The sequence below is a fragment of the Allobosea sp. TAF32 genome (assembly GCF_052113585.1).
Classification (GTDB): Bacteria; Pseudomonadota; Alphaproteobacteria; order Rhizobiales; family Beijerinckiaceae; genus Allobosea.
Map to the genome: position 1 here is coordinate 128,110 of NZ_JBFRDM010000007.1, position 22,864 is coordinate 150,973.

General features: G+C 66.1%; 22 protein-coding genes and 1 tRNA gene. 12 read left to right on the top strand and 11 right to left on the bottom strand.

Annotated elements, in window-relative coordinates; genetic code table 11:
* The first annotated feature begins 147 nt into the window (after positions 1 to 147).
* Positions 148 to 513, top strand: coding sequence for a gamma-butyrobetaine hydroxylase family protein (locus AB4Z16_RS15960; RefSeq protein WP_441512559.1), 366 nt, complete (start codon positions 148 to 150; stop codon positions 511 to 513).
* Here AB4Z16_RS15960 and petA read toward each other — a convergent pair.
* On the bottom strand, positions 510 to 1,157 hold the full coding sequence (gene petA, locus AB4Z16_RS15965) for a ubiquinol-cytochrome c reductase iron-sulfur subunit (RefSeq protein WP_441512341.1): 648 nt from the start codon (positions 1,155 to 1,157) through the stop codon (positions 510 to 512). The genes AB4Z16_RS15960 and petA overlap by 4 nt on opposite strands.
* Before the next feature lie 260 nt (positions 1,158 to 1,417).
* On the bottom strand, positions 1,418 to 2,701 hold the full coding sequence (locus AB4Z16_RS15970; RefSeq protein ID WP_441512560.1) for a DUF1254 domain-containing protein: 1,284 nt from the start codon (positions 2,699 to 2,701) through the stop codon (positions 1,418 to 1,420).
* On the opposite strand from AB4Z16_RS15970, the gene AB4Z16_RS15975 reads away from it, so the two are divergent.
* Positions 2,678 to 2,851, top strand: a complete 174-nt coding sequence (locus AB4Z16_RS15975) for a hypothetical protein (RefSeq protein ID WP_441512566.1) — start codon at positions 2,678 to 2,680, stop codon at positions 2,849 to 2,851. The genes AB4Z16_RS15970 and AB4Z16_RS15975 overlap by 24 nt on opposite strands.
* A gap of 602 nt (positions 2,852 to 3,453) precedes the next feature.
* On the top strand, positions 3,454 to 4,350 hold the full coding sequence (locus AB4Z16_RS15980; RefSeq protein ID WP_441512342.1) for a cell wall hydrolase: 897 nt from the start codon (positions 3,454 to 3,456) through the stop codon (positions 4,348 to 4,350).
* Positions 4,351 to 4,394: 44 nt separating this feature from the next.
* On the opposite strand, the gene AB4Z16_RS15985 is transcribed toward AB4Z16_RS15980, so the two are convergent.
* The 3 genes from AB4Z16_RS15985 to AB4Z16_RS15995 all read right to left on the bottom strand — a co-directional run bounded on the left by AB4Z16_RS15985 (position 4,395) and on the right by AB4Z16_RS15995 (position 7,509).
* A complete protein-coding gene (locus AB4Z16_RS15985; protein WP_441512343.1) occupies positions 4,395 to 5,303 on the bottom strand; it encodes a DMT family transporter in 909 nt (302 codons plus the stop codon).
* A gap of 520 nt (positions 5,304 to 5,823) precedes the next feature.
* Entirely contained in the window at positions 5,824 to 6,402 is a 579-nt protein-coding gene (locus AB4Z16_RS15990) for a L,D-transpeptidase (RefSeq protein ID WP_441512344.1), read from the bottom strand.
* A 177-nt stretch (positions 6,403 to 6,579) separates the two neighbouring features.
* A complete protein-coding gene (locus tag AB4Z16_RS15995; RefSeq protein ID WP_441512345.1) occupies positions 6,580 to 7,509 on the bottom strand; it encodes a lytic transglycosylase domain-containing protein in 930 nt (309 codons plus the stop codon).
* A 135-nt stretch (positions 7,510 to 7,644) separates the two neighbouring features.
* Between AB4Z16_RS15995 and AB4Z16_RS16000 the strand changes: the two genes are divergently transcribed.
* Positions 7,645 to 8,700, top strand: coding sequence for a hypothetical protein (locus tag AB4Z16_RS16000; RefSeq protein WP_441512346.1), 1,056 nt, complete (start codon positions 7,645 to 7,647; stop codon positions 8,698 to 8,700).
* Positions 8,701 to 8,714: 14 nt separating this feature from the next.
* Here the strand turns inward: AB4Z16_RS16000 and AB4Z16_RS16005 are convergent.
* Both AB4Z16_RS16005 and gph read right to left on the bottom strand, forming a co-directional pair.
* Positions 8,715 to 8,789 (bottom strand) — tRNA-Val (locus tag AB4Z16_RS16005).
* Positions 8,790 to 8,825: 36 nt separating this feature from the next.
* Positions 8,826 to 9,515, bottom strand: coding sequence for a phosphoglycolate phosphatase (gene gph, locus AB4Z16_RS16010; RefSeq protein WP_441512347.1), 690 nt, complete (start codon positions 9,513 to 9,515; stop codon positions 8,826 to 8,828).
* A 177-nt stretch (positions 9,516 to 9,692) separates the two neighbouring features.
* Here gph and AB4Z16_RS16015 point away from each other — a divergent pair, with 177 nt between their 5' ends.
* From AB4Z16_RS16015 to AB4Z16_RS16030, 4 genes are all read left to right on the top strand, one after another.
* Positions 9,693 to 10,079 carry a hypothetical protein gene (locus tag AB4Z16_RS16015; RefSeq protein WP_441512348.1) on the top strand — a complete coding sequence of 129 codons (387 nt, stop codon included), beginning with the start codon at positions 9,693 to 9,695 and terminating at the stop codon, positions 10,077 to 10,079.
* Positions 10,080 to 10,190: 111 nt separating this feature from the next.
* On the top strand, positions 10,191 to 10,892 hold the full coding sequence (gene rpiA, locus AB4Z16_RS16020) for a ribose-5-phosphate isomerase RpiA (protein ID WP_441512349.1): 702 nt from the start codon (positions 10,191 to 10,193) through the stop codon (positions 10,890 to 10,892).
* A gap of 116 nt (positions 10,893 to 11,008) precedes the next feature.
* Positions 11,009 to 11,506: a DUF2059 domain-containing protein gene (locus AB4Z16_RS16025; protein ID WP_441512350.1), complete on the top strand. Its 498-nt coding sequence runs from the start codon at positions 11,009 to 11,011 to the stop codon at positions 11,504 to 11,506.
* Positions 11,507 to 11,815: 309 nt separating this feature from the next.
* Positions 11,816 to 12,859 (top strand): SDR family oxidoreductase, encoded by a 1,044-nt coding sequence (locus AB4Z16_RS16030; protein ID WP_441512351.1) that lies wholly within the window; start codon positions 11,816 to 11,818, stop codon positions 12,857 to 12,859.
* Here AB4Z16_RS16030 and AB4Z16_RS16035 read toward each other — a convergent pair.
* The 3 genes from AB4Z16_RS16035 to AB4Z16_RS16045 all read right to left on the bottom strand — a co-directional run bounded on the left by AB4Z16_RS16035 (position 12,840) and on the right by AB4Z16_RS16045 (position 15,897).
* The gene (locus AB4Z16_RS16035; RefSeq protein ID WP_441512352.1) at positions 12,840 to 14,339 is read right to left on the bottom strand and encodes a tripartite tricarboxylate transporter permease; all 1,500 of its coding nucleotides are present in this window, start codon (positions 14,337 to 14,339) and stop codon (positions 12,840 to 12,842) included. The genes AB4Z16_RS16030 and AB4Z16_RS16035 overlap by 20 nt on opposite strands.
* A gap of 14 nt (positions 14,340 to 14,353) precedes the next feature.
* The gene (locus AB4Z16_RS16040) at positions 14,354 to 14,833 is read right to left on the bottom strand and encodes a tripartite tricarboxylate transporter TctB family protein (protein ID WP_441512353.1); all 480 of its coding nucleotides are present in this window, start codon (positions 14,831 to 14,833) and stop codon (positions 14,354 to 14,356) included.
* A 98-nt stretch (positions 14,834 to 14,931) separates the two neighbouring features.
* Complete coding sequence (locus AB4Z16_RS16045; protein WP_441512354.1) at positions 14,932 to 15,897, bottom strand: Bug family tripartite tricarboxylate transporter substrate binding protein; 966 nt, start codon at positions 15,895 to 15,897, stop codon at positions 14,932 to 14,934.
* 232 nt (positions 15,898 to 16,129) lie between these two features.
* Here AB4Z16_RS16045 and AB4Z16_RS16050 point away from each other — a divergent pair, with 232 nt between their 5' ends.
* The 3 genes from AB4Z16_RS16050 (at position 16,130) to AB4Z16_RS16060 (ending at position 20,386) form a co-directional block, all read left to right on the top strand.
* On the top strand, positions 16,130 to 17,383 hold the full coding sequence (locus AB4Z16_RS16050; RefSeq protein ID WP_441512355.1) for an O-antigen ligase family protein: 1,254 nt from the start codon (positions 16,130 to 16,132) through the stop codon (positions 17,381 to 17,383).
* Positions 17,376 to 18,746, top strand: coding sequence for a glutathione-disulfide reductase (gor, locus tag AB4Z16_RS16055; protein WP_441512356.1), 1,371 nt, complete (start codon positions 17,376 to 17,378; stop codon positions 18,744 to 18,746). Before AB4Z16_RS16050 ends, gor begins: the two co-directional genes overlap by 8 nt.
* 254 nt (positions 18,747 to 19,000) lie before the next feature.
* Entirely contained in the window at positions 19,001 to 20,386 is a 1,386-nt protein-coding gene (locus AB4Z16_RS16060; protein WP_441512357.1) for a class II 3-deoxy-7-phosphoheptulonate synthase, read from the top strand.
* 75 nt (positions 20,387 to 20,461) lie between these two features.
* Here AB4Z16_RS16060 and AB4Z16_RS16065 read toward each other — a convergent pair whose 3' ends face one another.
* Complete coding sequence (locus tag AB4Z16_RS16065) at positions 20,462 to 21,337, bottom strand: outer membrane protein (RefSeq protein WP_441512358.1); 876 nt, start codon at positions 21,335 to 21,337, stop codon at positions 20,462 to 20,464.
* Positions 21,338 to 21,486: 149 nt separating this feature from the next.
* Between AB4Z16_RS16065 and gltX the strand changes: the two genes are divergently transcribed.
* The gene (gene gltX, locus AB4Z16_RS16070) at positions 21,487 to 22,830 is read left to right on the top strand and encodes a glutamate--tRNA ligase (RefSeq protein ID WP_441512561.1); all 1,344 of its coding nucleotides are present in this window, start codon (positions 21,487 to 21,489) and stop codon (positions 22,828 to 22,830) included.
* The last annotated feature ends 34 nt before the right edge of the window (positions 22,831 to 22,864 follow it).

The following is a 22,864-nucleotide window of genomic DNA, read 5'->3' on the forward strand; positions in this document are numbered from 1 at the left end:
GTCGAGCAGCACGTCTGCCTCAACTCCGAACGCCCAGCCGCTCCGACCAGGATGCGGACTGGTTTGCACATTGCTATAGCAGGACATTGGCACTGCTGCGGCCAAGGTCAAGCGCGTGACTGCCGCAGCCTGCGAAGGACGTACACGATCATGTCATCCTGGCCGACCGAAATCCGCCTGTCGAAAGACCGTCGCACCCTGCACGTCGCCTTCGATGACGGGGCGAGTTTTACGCTGCCGGCAGAGCTTCTGCGCGTCGAAAGCCCCTCGGCCGAGGTCCAGGGCCACCATCCCAGCCAGAAGACGATCGTCGCCGGCAAGGCCGCGGTCGAGATCCTCAGGGTCGAGCCGGTCGGCAACTACGCCGTCAGGCTCGGTTTCGACGACATGCACGAGACCGGCATCTACGCCTGGGACTATCTGCGCGAGCTTGGCGAGCAGGCCGACGAGAAGATGAAGGCCTATGAGGCGGCGCTGGCGGAGAAGGGGCTCTCCCGCGAGCGGCAGCGCTAGAGCTGCTCGATCGAAGAAAGCGAGAAGTCTTCGCCAACCGGGTTCTCGCCAACCACAAGCGTCGTATCGCTGGTGTAGTGGTGCGGGGGGACGGGAAGATTGTATGGCGCTGGAACGCCTCGGAATACGCGTCCAGCCAAATCGTATTTCGACCCGTGGCAAGGGCAGAAATAGCCCCCCGGCCAGGAAGCATCAATGCTGGGATCGCCTAAATCGGGCCTGACGATGGGTATGCAGCCGAGGTGGGTGCAGATAGCAATGAGAACCATGAATTCGGGTTTGCTCGAGCGACACCAGTTCCTGGCATAGTCCGGTTGCTGATAGACGGAGGAATCGGGATCGCTGAGCCTCGCAATGAGGCTTGAGTTCTTCAGTTCTGCCAGAGCTTGGGCGGTTCGATGCAGCACCACAATCGGCTTCCCTTGCCAAAAGAAAGAAATCTGCTGGCCCGGCTGAATCTGGGAAAGATCAATAGAAACCGGAACACCGGCTGCCTCTACATCAGCGGATGGGTTCATCGAAGCGATGATGGGCCAGGCCGCAGCAATTGCCCCGACCGAGCCGAACGCTGCCGTGGCCAAGAAGATGAAGTCCCGACGGCTGGGGCGTTCCTGATGGAATCCAGTTTCGGCTTGCTCGGACATCTGCGCGTCTCATCGAGCGTGGAGGCGTCGCGGGATCGCTGACGACCCAGAAAAGCACTGCTCCGGACGACGTGGTGCCGCAGTTGCAGAAAACAAGGACGCCTCGGGCTTGGCGACGTTGCACGGAAACGTGCTGTCATCCCGGGCTTGACCCGGGATCCACGCCGGAACATTTCCGGTCGAGGTTCAGGCATGAATCGCGGCTCTCAGCGCCGCAACGGCCGGGATGACAGGCGCTTCCGTGAAGCCGCGGGGCGATCTCAGGGGCTGGCGACTCGCTCCACGTCCGGCAGCTTCCAGCTCTTGTCGAAGAGCGGTTTCTCCGGTCCGTAGAGCCGGAACAGCAGCTCGAACTTGCGATTGGGATCGGTCGGAACCCAGTTCGTTTCCTTCCCGGCCGGAGCCAGCGGGCCGAAAATCACGTCGACCGACCCATCCTGGTTCTTCTGCACGCCGGGGCTGATCGAGGCGAGGCTGGCACGGTTCATGTTCTTGACGAGGGCGTGCGTCTCCCGGTCGTAGACTGTCGCCGACCAGTATTGCTTCACTGGTGCGTTGGGCGGCACGGTCAGCCGGTAGGTGGCGCCGCCGTCGAACGCGTTGCCGTCTTTGTCCTTGTTTGCCATCAGGTAGAATTGGGCGGTGCCGATGCGCTTGATGCCGGTAAAGCCGAGCGTATAGGTCACGCCGCGCGCATCGACCGGGTAAAGGTCGACATCGGCATAGCCGTTCTGGACCGCCTTGATCACGTCCGGCATCGCAGGGGGGAACCAGCGTATTCCCTGATTGATCACCGGGAAGCCGGCGTCATAGCGCTCCGAAAGCAGAGCATGGGCTTCCTTGGCGCCGGCACCGAGAGCCTCCTGCGTCTTCGCATCGGGATTGAAGGGCTTGCCCTTCTCGATGCCGAGCGTCTTCAGTTGATCGATCATCACCCGGTCGCGCTGCAGCCAGGGCTCGTTCTGCACGACGCGGTCGAGGTTTCGGTAGAAGCTGGCGTCGTATTTGATCGTCGAGTCGAACATCACGTCGAAGGCATCGACGAAATTCGTCGTCGGCGGGTTCGCGGCGCGCGACAGCGGATACATCCTGACCTGCTTGCCGTAGGCGACCGATTTCGCAATATCCGCGGCGCTATGGCTCGGCAAATTCGAGCGCAGCAGCGCAAAGCCGCTATAGCTGTCGGACGGCAGATGGATATAGCCGGCCGGAACCTTGCCCCTATAGCCCGGCGGCGTGATCAGGTACTTGCCGCCCTTGCCCTTGTCCGCCCCTTCGGGCCCGGCATCTTCGAGCGGCATCTGCCAGATGGTGACGATGTTCCCCGCGATCGATCCGCCCTTCGCAGGCGGGATCTCGATGACGATGGGGCCGTCCTTCACGTTCCAGAACGACATGAAGTAGATCGAATCCGGGTTCGGCGTCAGCGTCTGGTTCTTCCAGTTGACCGGCTGCGACCAGAAGACGATGTCGTTCGGCTTCGCCTTGGTCTTGCCGAGGGCTCCTGGAGCATCAGGTCGGTGTTGACCGCGGGCATCGCCCAGATCATCGCCCCGACGGCGCGCCGTTCGATGTTGCGCCGCGCCAGATCGTCCGCCGGCCCCGTCTGGGCCTGGGCCGGTAGTCCGCTCAGGACCATCAATGCGCCGCCAATCCGGCTCCACCGCATCGTCGCCTCCAGCGCAATCGTTTGAAGCCGCAACTTGGCACGCCCTGCCGGCCTGTCGAGCCTGTAACAGTTACAGTTCCGGTTCGCCATTCGACGGCGGATCGATTGCGTCACAAAGATGCCGAAGTCTCTCGTCATAGCGCAGGTCAAGCGACGCCTAGTTTGGTTAATGTTGAGTTAAGGGTCCTTGATGGAAAGTAACATTTGCGCAGATATCTGTGCGGTGAATAGGATTATGTTCAGGTATAGCCGGGCCGAGTGCTCATGCAGGTAGGAGCTTCTTTCGGAAGGCTTTCGCCCTGTGCCTCTCGGCGCGTGATGATCGCTCCTGATATCGCGGCGATGCCAAGAGCCGCCGGTGCGACAGAGCCTATCCCCGGCATTCTCCTGCCGTGGCAGATCGCCTGCGAACCCCCGCAGTCCTGCGCCTGATCTGATTGCCGTCCGGCGACCAAAGCCAGCGACGAGCGTAGCAGTCCAACCGCGCCTGATTCCCTCCCGGGCCGATCGCTAGCTCGTTTCCCTTCCCCCTTCCCAGCAAGTTCCAGCCAAGCGAGCCGCTGATCTCGCCGCCGGTATCGGTGCGGCGCCTGCTCGGCTTGCCCCTATTTCTCCGGAGCATCCTTCATGAAGCGCATCGTCCCGCAGGCGCTGCTCGCGCTCGCGGCTCTCGTCGTGCTGCCTACCAAGACCCTGCCAACGACGTCGCCCGCCCCGTCGCGCATCCCCCTCGGTGTCGATAGCCGCACACTGGGTTTCCATACGACGGAGCTTCCCGAGAGCCGTCTCCATGCCGATGACCTGCGCCTGTTCGGCAGGCTGAACAGCCCGATGCTCGCATTGGCGATCGTGCACGAGCCCGCGGGCAAACCGTACACTGGTCTCGCGCGCTTCTCGCGCGACGGCGAGCAGCGCGAGCAGGCGCCCCCAGGAGCCGCGCAGCCTTCGCGCGAGGGTCTTGCGAAAAATGATGGAACGACCCCGCGCCCTGCCGCGAGCGCGGCGCAGAGCGTGCTGACTCCGACGAGCGAAGCCACGACGATCGCCTGGGTAACGCCGACGGGCATTATCGTCCTGCCCGGGAAGGAGCTTGAACCGCGGCAGACTTATGTCGGGCTGATCGAGCCCGAGAACCTGGAGCGCGAAGAGCGTTGCCTGGCCCAGGCCGTCTATTTCGAGGCGCGTTCCGAAGTGGAGCAAGGGAGGGCCGCCGTCGCCCAGGTCGTGCTCAACCGGGTCAAGAGCGGTGTCTATCCGGCGACGATCTGCGGCGTGGTCTTCCAGAACCGACATCGCAAGCTGGCCTGCCAGTTCACCTTCGCCTGCGAGGGCAAGGCCTTGCGGATCACCGAACCCGAGGCATGGAAAGCCGCGATGCGCATCGCCCGCGAAGTCTACGAGGGCAAAATCTATCTCGAAGAGGTCGGGGCCGCCATGCATTACCACGCCGACTATGTCCAACCCGGCTGGGCGAAGAAGCTCAAGAAAATGGACGTGATCGGCCGGCACATCTTCTACAGTTGACGATCGTGCGGGTTTTCGCGATCGAACGCCTGCGTCCGCGAATGTCAGCGACGGTTCTTGCGGAGTGCCAATGCGACGCCGCTGAGCGCGACGCCGATGGCGAGGATTTCCCGCGAGCCCAGGGTATCTCCGAGCAGCGGTACGGCCGATAGCGTTCCCACAATCGGGACGATCAGCATGCCCGTTGCCGCCGTTGACGTGGGCAGGCGTTTCAGCGCCCCAAACCACGTCAGATAGCACAATGCCATCGGCCCCGCCGCCATATAGGCCAGGCCGACCAGGCCCTGACTGGATAATGCGAGAGGATGAGGCTGTTCGAGAAACAGGCTCAGCGCGATCATCGGCAGGCAGCCGAGTGCCACCTGCCATGCCGTCAGCGCCATGAAAGGCATCGCGATGGGCTTGCGTGCCATGACGGTGCCGACAGCGAACAGAATGGCGGCCGCTAGGCCGAAGAGAACGCCCGGCAGTTTTTGGACGGCGAGGTTCGGGCCGCCCATCAAGATCGCGATGCCGGCAACGCCGAGCGCCAATGCAAGCAGGCTGCGGCGATCCGGGCGTTCGCCATGCAGCGGCCAGGCAATCAGCATCGCCCATATCGGCATCGAATAGGCGATGAGGGCGCCTTCGGAAACCTTCAGCCAATTCAGGGACAGGGCCGTAAAGCCCATCCAGGCGAACACGTTGATTCCGGCAGCGATCACGAGCGGGAGGCGGAATTCGCGCGGCACGCCAAGCGGCTCGCCGCGGCGCCATGCCAAAACCGCCAGGCCGGCCGCGCCGAGGAGGCCAGCCATGCCGCGCGCAAACAGCGGCGGCCAGTCGAGCAGAACGAATTTCAGGACCGACCAGTTCAGGCCCCAGCCGCATGCGGTGATGACAAGCAGGATCTGGCCGAGCCGCCGCTCGGCCGGCTCGGCAGCGGTTCCTTGGCTTTGGACGGTGTTCGCCACAGCTCAGCGACGTCCGGCGTTCGATGCCTGGGCGGGAAGGGCGTGTTTGGTCCAGTCCTTTGGAGCCATGGCTGTTTCCCGATGCTCTTCGATTTTGCTTCGTCCGGCCTGGCGATCCGGCGTGCATGCGCATCGTCGTTGAAATTGAGCGGTGGAGTTCGCGAATTTTGACTGTCGAATGGCGAATATAGCCGATGATTTCGGGTTCCTTGATGAAAATGGTCGAGCCCGATGAATGTGCGCATGTCCCGAGCCGGAATGGCGCCGGGAGCTCCGCTGTCCCTCGTCTCCTGAGCGCGCAGCGTTCTCCCGCAACCACGCGGTCATCCCGGGCCTGTGGTGTGGCCCGTCAAAAAGTCTGCAATTCCCGCGTCCGCGCGACCGACGCGCGCGGGGGCGCGTCGTGGCCAAACCCTTGCGTTGCGAGGGCCATGCGACCGGTCGATCGCGGGGCGAGCCGGCCAAACAAAAAAGCCGGCGTTTCCGCCGGCTTATTCGATGGGAATGAAGCGTGAGCGACTCAGCGCGCGACGACGACGCGGGTGCCGACCTTGGTGCGCTCGTAGAGATCGATGACGTCCTCGTTCAGCATGCGGATGCAGCCCGAGGAGACGGCCTGGCCGATCGTCTCCGGCTCGTTCGAGCCATGGATGCGATAGAGCGTCGAGCCGAGATACATGGCGCGGGCGCCAAGCGGGTTGTCCGGGCCGCCGGGCATGAAGCGCGGCAGGTCGGGACGGCGCTTCAGCATCTGCGACGGCGGGGTCCAGCTCGGCCACTCGGCCTTGCGGGTGATGCTCTGGCTGCCCGCCCAGTCGAAGCCCGGGCGGCCGACGCCGACGCCATAGCGCACCGCCTTGCCATTGGGCATCACGAAATAGAGACGGCGCTCCGTCGAATTGATGACGATCGTGCCCGGCTGGTATCGCGTCGGATAGTCAACGACCTCGCGCGGAACGGCGGTAGCCTGCGCCTTCGCCGGGTCGACATATTGCACCAGAGGCTGGCGCGTCAGCGGATCGATTTCGGCCCGGGCGGCGGAGCCAAGGGCAAGCAGGCCAAGACCGGCGAGCATGGCCAGACGGATGGAGCGGATCATCGAGAACCTCGGGCGGTCGGGGCAGCGTGTGGACACGAAGTTGACACGGAAAAGTCAACGTCTCCTCAACGTCCTGTCAGCTTCCCGGGGCCGCTGCAATCGGGCTTTTATCACATCACTGAGAGCGTTCGAGCTTTGCCATTCCGCGTTGCGCACATGCAACATGGCTGCGATGGATCAGCTCCTCAGGACCACGCAGGCGCCGCGATCGATCTGGATGCGCCGGCAGAGTGCGGTTGCCTCGGCGCGCGTCGCCGCGGGCAGCCGGACCCGGTAGAATGCCCGCGTGCCGCGGCTGCGCAGGCGCGTGCCGATGATCATCGGCTCGAGCTCGCCGATGATGGTGCGGTGGCGAGCGCTCGCGCGCTGGAAGCTGGCGAGTGCGCGGGCCTTGGAGAAATTGCCGGCGAGCTGGACGCCCCAGGGCGCGAATGGGGCCTCCGCAATTGCGGGGAGGGCCGGGCGAGCCTGCCGGATCGCGACCAGCGTCGGCGCGCAGGCGGCCAGCTGATCGCGTGTCGCCGGTCGCGCCGGCGGCGAGCGCCCGTCGCCATTGGCGCTGTTGCGGGCATCCTCGGCCCAGTCCTCGACTGAGGCGCCGGTGATCAGCAGGACATAGTTCTCGGTCTCCATCGGCAGGAAGCGGGTCTGCCCTGCAGCGCGGGCGGTAAGCCAGCCGGCAAGGCGGTTCGGGCCGCCATTATAGGCCGCCGCCGCAAGCCCCCAATTGCCGAAGCGGTTGCGCAGCTCGGCGAGGAAATGCGCAGCCTTGGGCACGGCCTGCTCGGGGTCGAACGGATCGAGCAGGCCGCGCTCGCGCGCCGTGCCGGGCATGAACTGCGCCACGCCCTGTGCGCCGGCCGGGCTCGTGACATGCGGGCGAAAGCTCGATTCCTGGAAGATCAGCCGGGTCAGAAAGGCCGGCGGCACCGCGTGCTCCCGTGCGGCGTCGTCGATCAGGCGGCAGAGCGCATCCTGTATTCCGGTGGAAGCCGGCAGCGGCTCTTCCGCAGCATGCCCGGGGCCGGGCAGCAGGCAGAGCGCGATCAGGGCGGCGATAAGTCGCTGCGCGGGGCTGGCCAGACGGCGGAAGGCGCCTGAGATCATCTGGCCTCTCTCGCATGTTCGCGCGGCGGCTGCCAACTGCGGCGCCTTCCGCGTTGTGACGGAGGCATCCCATGTGCGAAGAGGGCGCCGGCCGGCTAACCGGTCAGGGTCATGACATTGGAGTACAGGGCCAGCATGGAGAAGGCCTGGATCGTCTGGTCGCGGTGGTTCCTGGTGGCGGCGGCGGGCTGCGCCGGGCTGCTGTTCGCGTTCGTCGCTGCGCTCGATCCTTTCGGCATGCGGGTCGGAGCGGGGCAGCCGGCACGGCCGATCATGGATATCAACCAGCGCTTCATGTACCCGCAGCTCGTGCGCTCCGGGCGCTTCGATGCGGCGGTGCTCGGCACCTCGACCATCCGCCTTCTCGATCCGCAGACGCTTTCGCAGGGGCTCGATGCACGCTTCGTCAACCTTGCGATGAATGCCGCGACGCCTTGGGAGCAACTGCAGATGGCCGGGCTGTTCCGGGATCATGTCAGCCTTCCCAAGCGAATCATCTGGGGCCTCGATGTCACCTGGTGCGAGCCCGATGCCACCGATGCGGCGAAGCGCCTGACGCCGCGGCCGATGCCGGACTGGCTCTCGCGAGAGGTTCGCTGGACCGATTGGCCGAAGCTGCTCAACCTGACCAATCTGGAGATCGCCGGCCGGCTGATGGCCTATCGCCTCGGCTGGTCGCAGGAGCGGATCCGCGGTGACGGCTACGAGGTCTTCACGCCGCCGGAGGCGAGCTACGATCTCGCTCGCGCGCGCAGCCACATCTACATGAGCAATGGCGGCCAGAAGCTGGATTTGACGCCCTTGCCGCCGATGCCGGTGTCAGCCGCTGAAAGCGCTGGCTGGCGCTTTCCCGCTCTGGCCTGGCTGGAGGAGGCGATCGCCGCCTTCCCGAAGGAAACGCAGGTGATGCTCGTCCTGCCGCCCGCACATCTGATGGGCTACCCCCGCGAAGGCTCGGCGGGCTGGCAGCGCTACGGTGCATGCAAGGCGGGTATCGCCGCATTGGCGCGGCGCCATGGCGCGACGCTGGTCGACTACGCGCATGCCTCGCCGATCACGGCGCGGGATGAAAATTACTGGGATCCCCTGCATTTCCGCCTGCCCATCGCGGCCCGGTTCGCCGAGGAACTGGTCGCGATCGCAAAGGGAGGCCAGCCGCTGCCGGATGGTGCGGCCCGGGTCCTGCGCTGACGATGTCGGGAAAATGGTGGGCGGCACAGGGATCGAACCTGTGACCCCTCCCGTGTGAAGGGAGTGCTCTACCGCTGAGCTAGCCGCCCGGACCGGCCCTCTCCTAGTCGGCGCGCTTCACGCCGTCAAGGACGTGCAGGCACCAGATTGAGCGCGCGATCCACAGCGCCCGGCAACTCGTCGAAGTGCTGGATGACGAAATCCGGTTCCAGCGTCTCGATCGGCACATCGGTATAGCCGAAGGGCACGCAGATCGACGGGATGCCCGCCGCGCGCGCGGTCGCGATGTCGGTGCGGGAATCGCCGATCATCACGGCGCGCGAAACGTCGGCCTTCGCCGCCTCGATGGTCATCGTGAGGTGGCGCGGATCGGGCTTGAACCAGGGGAAGCTGTCGCGCCCCGCCACGGCCGCGAAGCGTTTGGCGATGTCGAAATGGTCGAGGATCAGGCGCGTGTGCAGGATCGGCTTGTTGGTGCAGACGGCGAGCGCGTAGCCCTCGTCGGCCAGTACATCGAGCGCGCCCAGCACGCCGTCGAACAGATGGCTGTGGGAGGCGACATCGTCGGCGTAGATGTCTAGAAAATCCGCGAAGAGCCGCTCCAGGGTCTCGGTGTCGAGTGGCTGGCCCGATACCTTGAAGCCGCGTTCGATCAGGGCGCGCGCGCCCGCGCCGACAAGCTCGCGTGCCCGGTCCAATGGCAATGCGGCCAGGCCTTCGCGCACCAGAATGACGTTCAGAACCCGCATGATGTCCGGTGCGGTCTCGGCGAGCGTTCCGTCGAGATCGAACACGACGATCGGGGGCTGGCTCATGGCGTGGCTTTCATGGCGTGGCTTTCCGGGCAATGCGGCAGACGACCGGCTTAAACGGCTTCGCGGGCCGGCTGGCAAGTGCTCCGCCGCAAAGGGCCATGTCACCGGCTCCCCAAATTCACCGCGCATGATGGTATCGTTCGCTCGATTCGTCGCCTTCGCGGCAGGGAACATGTCATGTCGAAGATCATCGCAATCCGGCCCGGCGCGACGCGCCTGGGATTGGCACTCGGCCTTGCGCTGCCATGTGCGCTCCCGGCCCTCGCAGGGCCGTTCGAGTTCGCGCCAGCGCCGCAGACCGATCTCAACCGGGTCTACCGTATCGACAAGGCGACGGGCGAGGTCGGTGCCTGTCAGTTCCAGCTGAAGGAGGGCGGCGTCGGCCTCACCGTGTGCTTCCCGACGGGCGAGGGGGCCGGGCCTCAGGCGCCGAGCGACTATGCGCTGATGCCCTCCCGGCACGAGCGCGAGGGCGGCATCTTCCGCGTCAATATCCGTACCGGGGAGATGAGCATCTGCTACGTCTTCGACGACAAGACGGTGTGCACGCCGCAAACCAAATAATACCTTGCGACCTGCGCGCGCTGGACATGGAGCGCCGGGCGCGGCAGGAGAGCGGCGCTACTTTTCGTGGGTAGCGGCCGGTCTCCATCAAACTCCATCCGGGCAAATCCTATGAACGCCGATGATCTGAAGAAGCAGGCTGCCGCCCGCGCGCTCGAGCTCGTGAGGCCCGGCATGCGCCTCGGTCTCGGAACGGGCTCCACCGCGAAGCATTTCGTCGATCTCCTCGGTACGAAAGTCGCGTCCGGCTTCGCGGTGACCTGCGTCGCCACCTCCGAGGCGACGCAGGCGCAGGCGGTCTCGTTGGGTATCCCGATGTCCACTCTCGACGAGACGCCCGAGCTCGACCTAACGGTCGATGGCGCTGACGAGCTCGATCCGCAGCTGCGCCTGATCAAGGGCGGCGGCGCGGCGCTGCTGCGCGAGAAGATCGTCGCCGCCGCTTCCGCCCGCATGATCGTCATCGCCGATGACGGCAAGCTGGTGCAGAAGCTCGGCCGCTTCCCGCTGCCGATCGAGGTCGTGCCTTTCGGGCTGGAGGCGACGCGCCGCGCGGTGGCTGAGGCCATCGCCGCTTCCGGCTCCGCCGGCAAGATCTCGCTGCGCCAGCGGGCCGACGGCTCTACGCTCGTCACCGATGGCGGCCATTTTATCCTCGACGCTCATCTGGGCGCCATAGAGCGGCCGGAATTATTGGCTCAGGCTCTGAACATGGTGCCAGGGGTCGTGGAGCACGGCCTGTTCATCGGTCTCGCGACCGGAGCGATCCTCGCCGGTGCCGACGGGCTCAAGCTGCTTGGCAAGATCGAGTGATTCCATTCCCGCGCGATCCACGCTAAGGAACGCGCGAAACAATGGTCGGCTCGGCAGGGCCGGCGACGCTGCCGGTCGCATCGGCGGCTCGTCAACGATGAAGGGGTTTTGACCGCATGATCCGCCATATTCTCGCCAGCCTGGCCCTCGGCCTCGCGCTGCTGGGCGCCGCTCCCGCCTCTGCCCAGACGCCGACATTGACGCCGAGCCATCTCCAGGCGGCGCGCGAGGTCATGGAGCTGACCGGCGTCACGCAGAATATCAACAATATCTATCGCGAATTCGAAGAGAGCGCGAAGGGCCTCGTGGCAACCCGGCCGGAAATGGCGAAGGACACGGATGCCGTGCTCGGCGAGCTGAAGGCCGAGGCCGACAAGCGCTCCGAGGAGATGATCAAGACGTCTGCCGCCGTTTTCGCCAGCAAGATGACGGAAGCCGACCTGAAGGCGGTCGCCGGCTTCTTCAAGTCCGAAGTCGGGCAGCGCTATACCAGCCTGCGTGGCAAGGCGATGGAAGAGATCTTCCCGCTTCTGCAGCCCTGGAGCGTGCAGACCAGCAATTATCTCTTCGATCGCTTCTCGCAGGAAATGCGCAAGCGCGGCCATACGCTCTAAGGCAGCTGGCCGGGGGCAGCGCCCAGCCATCGACGCCTCCCCTTCGCAGGAAGGGGAGGCGTTTTCGTTCGGCGCGTCGGTTTACGGGCCTGTGCCGCCAAGGTCCTCCATCGGCGTATCGCCTGCCCGTTTCCCAGTTCGCCGGGCGATGGGAGTGGAGACACGCCACAGCGCCGCACCGGCGGCGATCTGCGCCACGGCTGCCGCGCATCGCGTCCCGGCGCAGCCGATACATGTTGGGTGCTGGCGTTCGTCCGGCTGCCGACCTATCTGCGGGATGTCGCAGTTGCAGCTTTCGGAGCCAGGACCATGACCCGCGACCTCGTGCTGGTGACCGGAGGCTCCGGCTTCGTTGCAGGACATTGCATCCTGAAGCTGCTGGAGGCGGGATTCGATGTTCGTGCCACGCTGCGCTCGCCGGCGCGGGAAGAGCGCTTGCGGGAAGCCTTGAAAGCGGCGGGGATCGATGCGGGCGAGCGCCTGCAGATCGCCGCTGCCGATCTGATGCAGGATGCCGGATGGGATGCGGCGATGGCCGGTTGCTCCCATGTGATGCACGTCGCATCGCCGCTGGCGTCAGCGGCTCCCAGGGACGAGGATGAACTGATCCGTCCGGCGCGCGACGGCACGCTCCGCGTTCTCCGCGCCGCTCGTCGCGCCGGGGTGAAGCGCGCCGTGCTGACCTCTTCCTTCGCGGCCATCGGCTATGGCCGCGCGCTGAGGCGCCCCTATGACGAGCGCGACTGGACCAATCCGTCCGCGCCCGGCCTCGCCGCCTATCCGAAGTCGAAAACGCTGGCCGAGCTTGCCGCCTGGGATTTCGTCGACGGGGAAGGGCAGGGGCTCGAACTCGCCGTTGTCAATCCGGTCGGCGTCTTCGGTCCGCTGCTGGGGCCGGACCTTTCCGCCTCGATCCTGCTAGTGAAGACCATGCTGGAGGGGAGGCTCTGGGCGGTTCCGCGGCTGATGTTCGGCGTGGTCGATGTGCGCGACGTCGCTGACCTGCATTTGCGCGCCATGACCGACCCTGCCGCGGCGGGCGAGCGCTTTCTCGCGACCGCCGGGGATTTCATGACGATGCACGCCATCGCCCAGGCGTTGAAGGATGGGCTCGGCGAGCGCGCCGCCGGCGTCTCGACCCGCACATTGCCGGACTGGCTGGTGCGCTTTGCCGCGCGCTTCAGCGCCACCGCGCGTCAGGCAGCGACGCCGGAGCTCGGCCGCGTCAAGAACGCGACCAGCGCCAAGGCGCGGGCCATGCTGGGCTGGCAGCCCAGGCCGCCTGCAGAGGCGCTCGTCGCGACCGGCGAGAGCCTGCTGCGGCTCGGCCTCGTCAGTCCTCGGAGGCCTTGAAGCGGTTCAGCCCCTTCATCGCGAAGGGCGCGACCAAGGCGAGCGCGGCAATGCCGAGCAGTGTCGCCGAGATCGGATTCTCCAGCAGGATCATCGGGTCGCCGAGGCTGATCTGCAAGGCGCGGCGCAATTGCTGCTCCGCCATCGGCCCGAGGATAAGACCGACCACCATCGGCGCTACCGGGTAGTCGTAGCGGCGCATCAGGTAGCCGATGAAGCCAAAGACGAAGAGCATGGTCAGTTCGACCGCCGAGCCGTTGACCGCGAGCGTGCCCATCGTCGCGAAGACGAGGATGCCGGCATAGAGCCAGGGCTGCGGGATCGCGAGCAGCCGGACCCAGAGCCCGATCAGCGGCAGGTTCAGGATCACCAGCATGACGTTGGCGATGAAGAGCGAGGCGATCAGGCCCCAAACGAGATCCGGCCTCTCGGCGAAGAGCAGAGGGCCGGGGTTGAGGCCATATTGCTGAAAGCCGGCGAGCATGATCGCTGCCGTCGCCGAGGTCGGCAGGCCGAGCGTGAGCAGCGGCACCAGCGTGCCCGCGGCGGAGGCATTGTTGGCTGCCTCCGGCCCGGCGACGCCCTCGATCGCGCCCTTGCCGAACTCGTCCGGGTATTTGCAGAGCTTCTTCTCGGTCGAGTAGCTCAGGAAGGTCGGGACTTCGGCGCCGCCGGCCGGCAAGGCGCCGATCGGGAAGCCGAAGGCGGTGCCGCGCAGCCACGGCGCCCAGGAGCGCTTCCAGTCCTCCTTCGTCATCCAGAGCGAGCCCTTGATCGGGATGATCTCTTCCGGCTCGCGGAAGCGCTTGGAGGCGACGTAGAAGGCCTCGCCCACGGCGAAGAGACCAACGGCCAGCGTCGTGACCTCGACGCCGTTGAGCAGCTCCGGCACGCCGAAGGTCAGACGCGCCTGGCCGGTCAGCTTGTCGATGCCGACCAGACCCAGCGTGATGCCGAGAAACAGGCTGGTGAGGCCGCGCAGCGGCGAGTCGCCGAAGGTCGCCGATACCGTGACGAAGGCCACGATCATCAGGGCGAAATAGTCCCAGGGACCGAACTTGACTGCGACCTCGACGAGCCAGGGCGCGAGGAAGGCAAGCCCGATCGTCGCGATCAGGCCGGCGACGAAGGAGCCGATCGCCGATGTCGCAAGCGCGGGGCCGCCGCGGCCGGCCTTGGCCATCTTCGAGCCTTCGAGGGCCGTGGCGAGAGAGGCGCTTTCGCCCGGCGCATTGAGCAGGATCGCGGTGGTCGATCCGCCATACATGCCGCCATAGTAGATGCCCGCGAACATGATCAGCGACCCGGCAGGGTCGAGCTTGAAGGTGACCGGCAGCAGCAGCGCGACGGTCAGCGCCGGGCCGATGCCGGGCAGCACGCCGACTGCGGTGCCGAGAAAGACGCCGATGAGGCAGAACAGCAGCTTGGAGGGCTCGAAGGCGACGCCAAAGCCATTGAGCAGCGAAAACAAGGTATCCATCGTTCAGCCCCGGCTCAGAGGAAGAGTTGCTCGAGCGGTCCCGACGGCAGGATCAGCGTCAGGAGCTTCGCGAAAACGAGGAAGATGATCAGGCCGAGGACGAAGCCGATCGCCGCATCGACCAGCAGGGCCTGCCGGCCCATGCCGCGCGCGGTGCAGGCGAAGACCACGGAGATGGCGATGATGAAGCCGCCGCCAAGCCCGATGCAGGCAATCAGAAAGACGAGGCCGCCTGCGATCCACAGGAGGGCCTTGTTGTCGGCCGCCTCCGGCTCGGGCAGGCCTTCGCGGAAGGCGACGACGAAATGCGCCAGGCCGAGGATGACGAGGCCGACCGTCACGACATAGGGCATGGCCGTCGGCCCGATGCCATAGGTGGAGGTGATGGTCTGCGTGGAGGCATCGTAGCCCACGAGGGCGGCGACGATCAGCAGCAGCACACCGACGACCAGTGCCGGCTTGTTGGCACCTTGCGTGCGAGTCTCGTTCGTCATGGCGTTCCCGCAGGGTAAGGCCGGCGCTTTCGGGCGCTTCTGGCGGTGAGAAAAGGGGCCGGTTTCCCGGCCCCTCCGATCTTAGACGTCGGAAGAACTTACTTCACCAGGCCGACTTCGGTCATCACCTTCGAGACGCGTTCGATCTCGGCCTTCAGGAAGGTGTCGAAGGCGGCGCCGGCAAGGAAGGCGTCGTCCCAGCCGCGGGCCTTGAGGATTTCCTGCCACTCCTTAGACTTGACCATCTTCTCGACGGTTTCGGTCAGGGCCTTGGTCTGGTCGGCCGAGAGGCCGGGAGGGGCGACGACCGAACGCCAGTTCAGCAGTTCGAGGTTGATGCCCTGCTCCTTCAGCGTCGGGGCGTCCGGCGCATTCTCGAGGCGCTTGGGCGAGGAGACGGCGAGCACGCGCAACTTCCCGGCCTTGATCTGGCCTTCGAACTCGCCATAGCCGGAGACGCCGGCGGTCACGCGCCCGCCGAGCATAGCAGCCAGTGCCTCGCCGCCGCCCGAGAACGGGATGTAGTTGATCTTCTTGGCGTCGGCGCCGACGGCCTGCGCGAACAGCGCGGCGAGGATGTGGTCAGTGCCGCCGGCCGAGCCGCCCGCCCAGGTCACCTTGGCCGGATCGGCCTTCAGGCGCTCGGCCAGGTCCTTGGCGGTCTTGAGCGGGGATTCCGTCGGGACGACGATGACCTCGGCCTCGGCGGTGAGGCGCGCGATCGGCGTCACCTGCGTCAGGTTGACCGGCGACTTGTTGAGGAGGATCGCGCCGACCATCACGAAGCCGTTGACCATCAGCTGATGGCCGTCGCCTTTCGCGCCGATGAGCTGGGCAAGGCCGATCGTGCCGCCGGCGCCGGTGACGTTGTTGACCTGCACGCTCTTGACGATGCCAGCCGAGGTCAGAGCCTGCTGCATCGAGCGCGCGGTGCCATCCCAGCCGCCGCCCGGCGCTGCGGGGGCCATGATCTTCAGTTCAGTGAGCTGGGCGAAGGCGGCCGTCGAGAGAGCGGCGAGAGCCACCGCAGTCAGGGCTGTGCGCTTCAGAACAGATGTCAGCATGGATTTCCTCCGATTACGGCCCCTGCCGTGGTTTTTTTGGGCAGCTTCGGCTGTGACACCTTGCCACGCAGGGCGTCAATTGCGCCTGATTGAATAATGACTTGACAATAATGCTCCGGTTCCGCCGCGTTCGCCTTGGCTTCTGCTCCTTTCGTTCTACGACTCCGGCCGGCTTCCGGATAAGCCTCTGGCGGCGCTTCTCGCGATCGCGTAATCGCAACCCATGAGTCAGATGCGTTTCGCCGACCGCCACGAATCCGCGCCCGACACGGGGAAATTGCCGTCGCGCCTGACAGCGATCGGCGTGGCGCTCATGGTGCTGATGCCGCTGGCGATGTGGCTGGCCAACCGCTCCGCCCCGCTCATGCTCGGCTTGGCCGTCATTCCCTTCATCGCCGCGGCCGTCGCCGCGGGCCAGGCGGGAGACGTCGCCGCGCGCTTGCGGAGCCTGCTTGCGACACCGCTGGGACTGACCCTGGCTGCCTTCCTTGCCTGGGCGCTGATCTCGATTGCATGGAGTCACAAGCCGGGCGCCTCCCTGCGCGCCTGGGCAGAGCTTGTTCTGCCGATCGCCTTCGCGTTTGCGATTGCCGCCTCGGGCCGGTTCAGGCCAAGGCCGGCGTGGCTGCGTGCGCTCGCATTCGCGCTGATCCTGGCGTGCCTGCTATCAATCGTCGAACTTGCCTCTGGCCTCTCGCAGCGGGCGGCGCTCGGCGTCGGCAAGCTGATGAGCTTCGTCTTCAACCGGCCCGCAATCACAGCGCTGATGCTGGCCGTTCCGACGATTCACGGTCTCTGGAATGCGCCGGCCGCACGCCGGTCCGACCGGATATTGGCGGTCATCCTCGGTTTGACTGTTGCCGCATTGGCACTGCGCTCGGAGAGTGCGTCCGCGCGGCTTGGCGTCGCGGTCTGTGTCGTCTGCTGGGCGTTGTCGGCCTGTTGGCCGCGCCTGACGCTGACGGCGGCGGGCCTGGGCTTCGTCCTCGCCATGGTGATGGCGCCGGTGCTCGGCATTGCCGCTCACAATTGGCTGCCCTCGATGATCCTGAACCGCTTCGCCGTGATGACCGGGCAGGCCCGCATCGATATCTGGCAGAGCTTCGGCGAGGTCGTGCGGGTGCGGCCGATCGCAGGCGCCGGCTTCGGGACCTCGGCCAGCATGGACCACCACCCCGTGGCAACCGAGGTGGCGCCGGAGCACAGGACGCTCCTCGGCGTCGGGCATCCGCATGACATGCCGCTGCAGGCATGGGCGGAGACCGGGGTGATCGGAGCAGGCATCCTGCTCCTGGCGGGCCTTCTCCTGCTCGCGCGGCTGCGCCGGATGAGCGCGCGGGAGATGGCGCCGCGCCTGGCCATGTTCGCTGGCGCTTTTGCAATTTCCGTCGTCGGGCACGGAGCCTGGCAGGGCTGGTGGATCGCACTGCTGGGAGCCGGAATCCTCTGGTTCGGACCGGGGCGCCAAGGAGAAGATCATGGCTGAATTCGACGTCGATCTCTTCGTCATCGGGGCGGGCTCCGGCGGCACGCGTGCGGCGCGCATCGCGGCGGGGCATGGCGCCCGTGCGATGATCGCGGAGGAGGATCGCATCGGCGGCACCTGCGTCATCCGCGGCTGCGTGCCGAAGAAGCTCTTCGTCTATGCCAGCCGCTTCGCCGAGGATTTCGAGGACGCGGCCGGCTTTGGCTGGACGCTGGGTGCCAAACCCGCCTTCGACTGGCCGACACTGCGCGATGCCGTGGCGAACGAGGTCACGCGCCTGTCCGGCCTTTATCGCAAGGGTCTTGAAGGCGCCAAGGTCGAGATTCGGGAGGAGCGCGCCGTCGTCGAGGGGCCGCATAGCGTTCGGTTGGTCAAAAGCAGCCAGACCGTCACCGCCCGGCACATCCTCGTCGCGACCGGTGGCTGGCCCGCCTTCGACCCGCCGATCCCCGGCGGCGAGCTCGGCATCTCCTCCAACGAGGTCTTCCATCTTCCGGCCTTGCCGAAGCGGCTTCTGGTCGTTGGCGGCGGCTACATCGCGCTCGAATTCGCCAGCCTCTTTGCTCGGCTCGGCGTTGCCGTGACGCTGCTCCATCGCGGCGATAACATCCTGCGCGGCTTCGACGAAGACGTCCGCAACCGCCTGCGCGATGCGCTGGCCCATGCCGGCATTACCATGCGTCTCGGCTGCACCATCGAGCGTATCGAGGAACTCGCCGACGGCAGCCGCCGCGCCCATTGTGCCCATGGCGCGCCGATCGATGCCGATGTCGTTCTCGTCGCGACCGGCCGGCGGCCCAACACGAAAGGTCTGGGGCTCGAGCGGGCGGGGGTGAAACTCGGTCCGCTCTGCGAGATCGCAGTCGACGCAGCCTCGGCCAGCAGCGTGCCGTCGATCCACGCGGTCGGCGATGTCACCAACCGCGTCAACCTGACCCCCGTCGCGATCCGGGAGGGACATGCCTTCGCCGACAGCACCTTCGGCAATCGCTCCTGGACGGTCGATCACGCCACGGTCGCCTCGGCGGTCTTCACCACGCCGGAGATCGGTACGGTCGGCCTGTCGGAGAACCAGGCGATTGCCGCCGGGCATGATGTCAGGATCTTCGAATCTGGCTTCCGCCCGATGAAGGCGACCATCTCCGGGCGGCACGAGCGCACCTATATGAAGCTCGTCGTCGATGCGGCCACCGACAAGGTACTCGGCGTCCATATCCTCGGCCATGACGCCGGCGAGATCATCCAGGCCGTTGCCATCGCCGTGACGATGGGGGCGACCAAGGCGGATTTCGACCGCACCGTCGCCTTGCACCCGAGCGCAGCCGAGGAACTCGTGACGATGCGCTCGCCGCGGGTGGGCTAGCGTCAGCGCAGCGTCGATTCCGTCGGAGCGGAACCGCCCGGCGAAGCGCGGTGCAATCGCCCGCGCGGAGGGCGGAAGCGGCGTGCCGCTGCGCTGAAGCCGCGTTTCGGCTCTCGTTTTGGGATGCCGAAACCTGCGGCTGGCGCGCGGTCGGCGAGCGGTGGCTATTCTCGTGCCTTGGGTGTATAGCCGCGCCTTCGCGCTACCAAGAGGTTAACCACGCGCGATCTCAAAGATCAGGAGCACGTAGTCCCATGTCCGAGCGGTGGACGCCAGAGAGCTGGAGGGCCAAGCCCGCCCAGCAGATTCCGGATTATCCGGACCAGGCAGCCTTGAAGGCGGTCGAGCAGCAGCTCGCCGGCTTTCCGCCGCTCGTTTTTGCAGGCGAGGCGCGCAAGCTCAAACGGGCGTTGGGCAAAGTTGCGGCCGGCGAGGCCTTCCTCCTTCAGGGAGGCGATTGCGCGGAGAGCTTCGCCGAGCATTCGGCCGACAACATCCGCGATTTCTTCCGCCTGTTCCTGCAGATGGCGGTGGTGCTGACTTTCGCCGGCGGCTCGCCGGTGGTGAAGGTCGGGCGCATCGCCGGCCAGTTCGCCAAGCCGCGTTCGGCGCCGACGGAGAAGGAAGGCGGCGTCGAGCTTCCCAGCTACAAGGGCGACATCGTCAACGACATCGCCTTCACGGAAGAGGCGCGCATTCCCGATCCGCGGCGCCAGCTCGAGGCCTACCGGCAGTCGGCCGCGACGCTGAACCTGATCCGCGCCTTCGCGACCGGCGGCTACGCTAATCTCGACAACGCACATCGCTGGATGCTCGGCTTCGTCAAGGATAGCCCGCAGTCGCATCGCTATCAGGAAGTCGCTGAGCGCATCACCGAGGCGCTCGACTTCATGCGCGCGATCGGCATCGATCCGGAGACCCATCCGGAGATGCGTACGACCGATTTCTACACCAGCCACGAGGCGCTGCTGCTCGGCTACGAGCAGGCGATGACCCGCACCGACTCGACGACCGGCGAGTGGTACGACACCTCCGGCCACATGGTCTGGATCGGCGATCGCACGCGCCAGCTCGACCATGCCCATGTCGAGTTCTTCCGCGGTATCAAGAACCCGATCGGCCTGAAATGCGGTCCCTCGACCACGGTCGACGGCCTGCTCAAGCTGATCGAGGTGCTCGACCCGCAGAACCAGCCGGGCCGCCTGACGCTGATCGCCCGCTTCGGTGCCGACAAGGTCTTCGACAACCTGCCGGCTCTGGTGCGCGCGACCAAGCGCGAAGGGCGCAACGTCGTCTGGTCCTGCGACCCGATGCACGGCAACACGGTCAAGGCGGCGAGCGGCTACAAGACCCGGCCTTTCGACCTGATCATGACCGAGGTGAAGAACTTCTTCGCCGTCCACCAGGCTGAAGGCACCCATGCCGGCGGCCTGCATCTGGAGATGACCGGCAAGAACGTCACCGAGTGCACCGGCGGCGCGCGCGGCATGACCGACGCCGATCTCAACGATCGCTATCACACGGTCTGCGATCCCCGCCTCAATGCTGAGCAGGCGCTGGAGCTGGCCTTCCTCGTCGCCGAACTCGTCAAGCGCGAGCGGGCAGGGCGGACCCGGCCGGAGGTCGAGGCGGCCGAATAAGGCTGCGCGGCAGAGAGAATGCAGAAAGGCCGGGACGTTTCGTCCCGGCCTTTCTGTTTCTGGCATCGTTTGAATTCAGAACTTGACGGCTGCTGCCGCCCGCGCGGTGTTGACCGTCGTCGTTGTGCCCTCGACATCGGCGAAGCGAATGAGCTGATATTCGCCGCGCAGGATGAGATTGTCGGACAGGGCCCATTCCACGCCGCCGCCTATGGCGAGGCCGAAGCCGTAGACGTTCTTTTTGGTGGCGCCGACGGGCGGATCGCCGGGCGAACGCCCGACCGAGTAACCGGACTCCGGCAGCCCGGTTACAGGATTCGTTCTGGTCAGATAGTTGGTCGTGGCGATCGTCGAGCTCGTGTTGAAGCGTCCCACCGCTCCGCCGATCGTGGCGAACGGCATGATGCTGCCGTAGCTCCAGCCCATGCGCAGGCGGGCCGTGACGTAGTCGTCGAGCTTGGCACTTTGGTTCGTATTCAACGAGAAATCGTTGATGGTGCCGTCCGAGGTAATGAAGCGGCGGGCAATGGAGTCGTTGATTTGATAGCTTTGTCCGGAGCGGGTGTAGTCGGCCTCCAGGCCCAGTACCACATCGCCGAACGCCCAGTTGTAGCCCAGGAAGCCGAAATAGGTCGCGCCGCTATCGCTCTTCTCGGGCAGGTTGTTGACCAGCGAGCCCATGTTGACCTGTTGGCCAAGCAGCGTGTTGCGGAATGCGAAGTTGGCAAGGTCCTGCAGCCCCGTCCCGGGCTTGAACTTGGTGTCGGAGACGCCGGCGCCGCCGCCGAAGTAGAAGCCGGACCAGTTGATGCCACGGTCGATCGTCGGCTGTTCCTGAGCCTCGATGACCTGCGAGCCGCGCAGGTAATCCGCCGCGTAGGCAGGGGCGGCGAGTAGAACTGCCGCGAGGGCAGTGGCCGCGAGCGCGGGCCCGATGGAACGGATACGCATCCTGATCTCCCAGAGCAGCTGTCCGGCTCCACCCGTTTCGCCCTGCTCGGAGACAATTCATGCCTTGGTAACCCTAATACGCGGTTAACGGTGCGGCATGGCCCGGAAAGACGCGATTGTCGCCTGCCTGCAAACGCGCCATAAGCCGCATCATGACCTCGCCCCTGGTTCGCTTCGCGCCGTCGCCCACCGGCTATCTCCACATCGGCAACGCCCGGCCGGCGCTGTTCAACTGGCTTTTCGCCCGCCGGCACGGCGGCCGCTTCCTGCTGCGCTACGACGATACCGATCTCGTCCGGTCGAAGCCGGAATATGCGCAGGCCATTGCCGAGGATCTCGGCTGGCTCGGCATCGTGCCCGATCTCGTGATCAAGCAGTCGGAGAGGCTTGCGGTCTATGACGCCGCGGCTGAGCGCCTGCGCCAGGCGGGGCGGCTCTACGCCTGCTACGAGACCGCCGACGAGCTCGACAGGCGCCGCAAGCGCCAGCTCGCACGCGGCCTGCCGCCGATTTACGACCGGGCCGCGCTGAAGCTCACCACCGAGCAGAAGGCGGCCTTCGAGGCGGAGGGGCGCAAGCCGCACTGGCGCTTCCTGCTGGAGCCGCGCGAGGTCACCTGGGACGATCTCGTGCGCGGCGCCTCCCACGTCGACTGCGCCTCGCTCTCCGACCCGGTTCTGGTGCGCGAGGACAGCAGCTATCTCTACACCCTGCCGTCGGTGGTCGACGATATCGAGACCGGCGTGACGCATGTCATCCGCGGCGAGGACCATGTTACCAACACCGCGGTGCAGGCGCAGATCTTCGAAGCGCTGGGCGCGAGCCTGCCGGCCTTTGGCCATCACAACCTGCTGACCACCGCGAGCGGCGAGGGGCTTTCCAAGCGCCTCGGCCATCTCTCGCTGCGCGGCCTACGGGACAGCGGCGTCGAGGCGCTCGCGGTCGCGGCACTGGCGACAATGGTCGGCACCTCCGATGCGGTGCGCCCGGTGTCGAGCCTCGATGAATTGGCCGGTCTCGTCGAGCTCGCCCATGTCTCGCGGGCACCGGCCAAGTTCGACGAGTACGAGCTGGCGGCGCTGAGCGCACGCACGCTCCATCATTTCTCATTCGAGGCCGTTGCGGAGCGGCTCGCGGCGCTCGGCGTCGGCGGCGGTGAGCCTTTCTGGCTGGCGGTGCGCGGCAACCTCGCGAAGCTGGATGAGGCGACCTTGTGGTGGCAGGTCGTTCAGGGCGCGGTCACGCCCGTGATCGCGGATCAGTCCTTCGCGGCTACGGCTGCCGGCCTGCTGCCGCAGGAGCCCTTCGACGCCACGACCTGGAAGAGCTGGACGCAGGCCGTTTCGGCCGCGACCGGCGCCAAGGGCAAGGCGCTGTTCATGCCGCTGCGGCAGGCGCTGACGGGTCTTGATCACGGCCCGGAACTGGCGGCGCTGCTGCCGCTGATCGGGCGCGAGAAGGCGCTGAAGCGACTGGCCGGCGAGAGCACCTGAAGGTTGTCATTCCGGGGCGAGCGCGTAGCGCTTG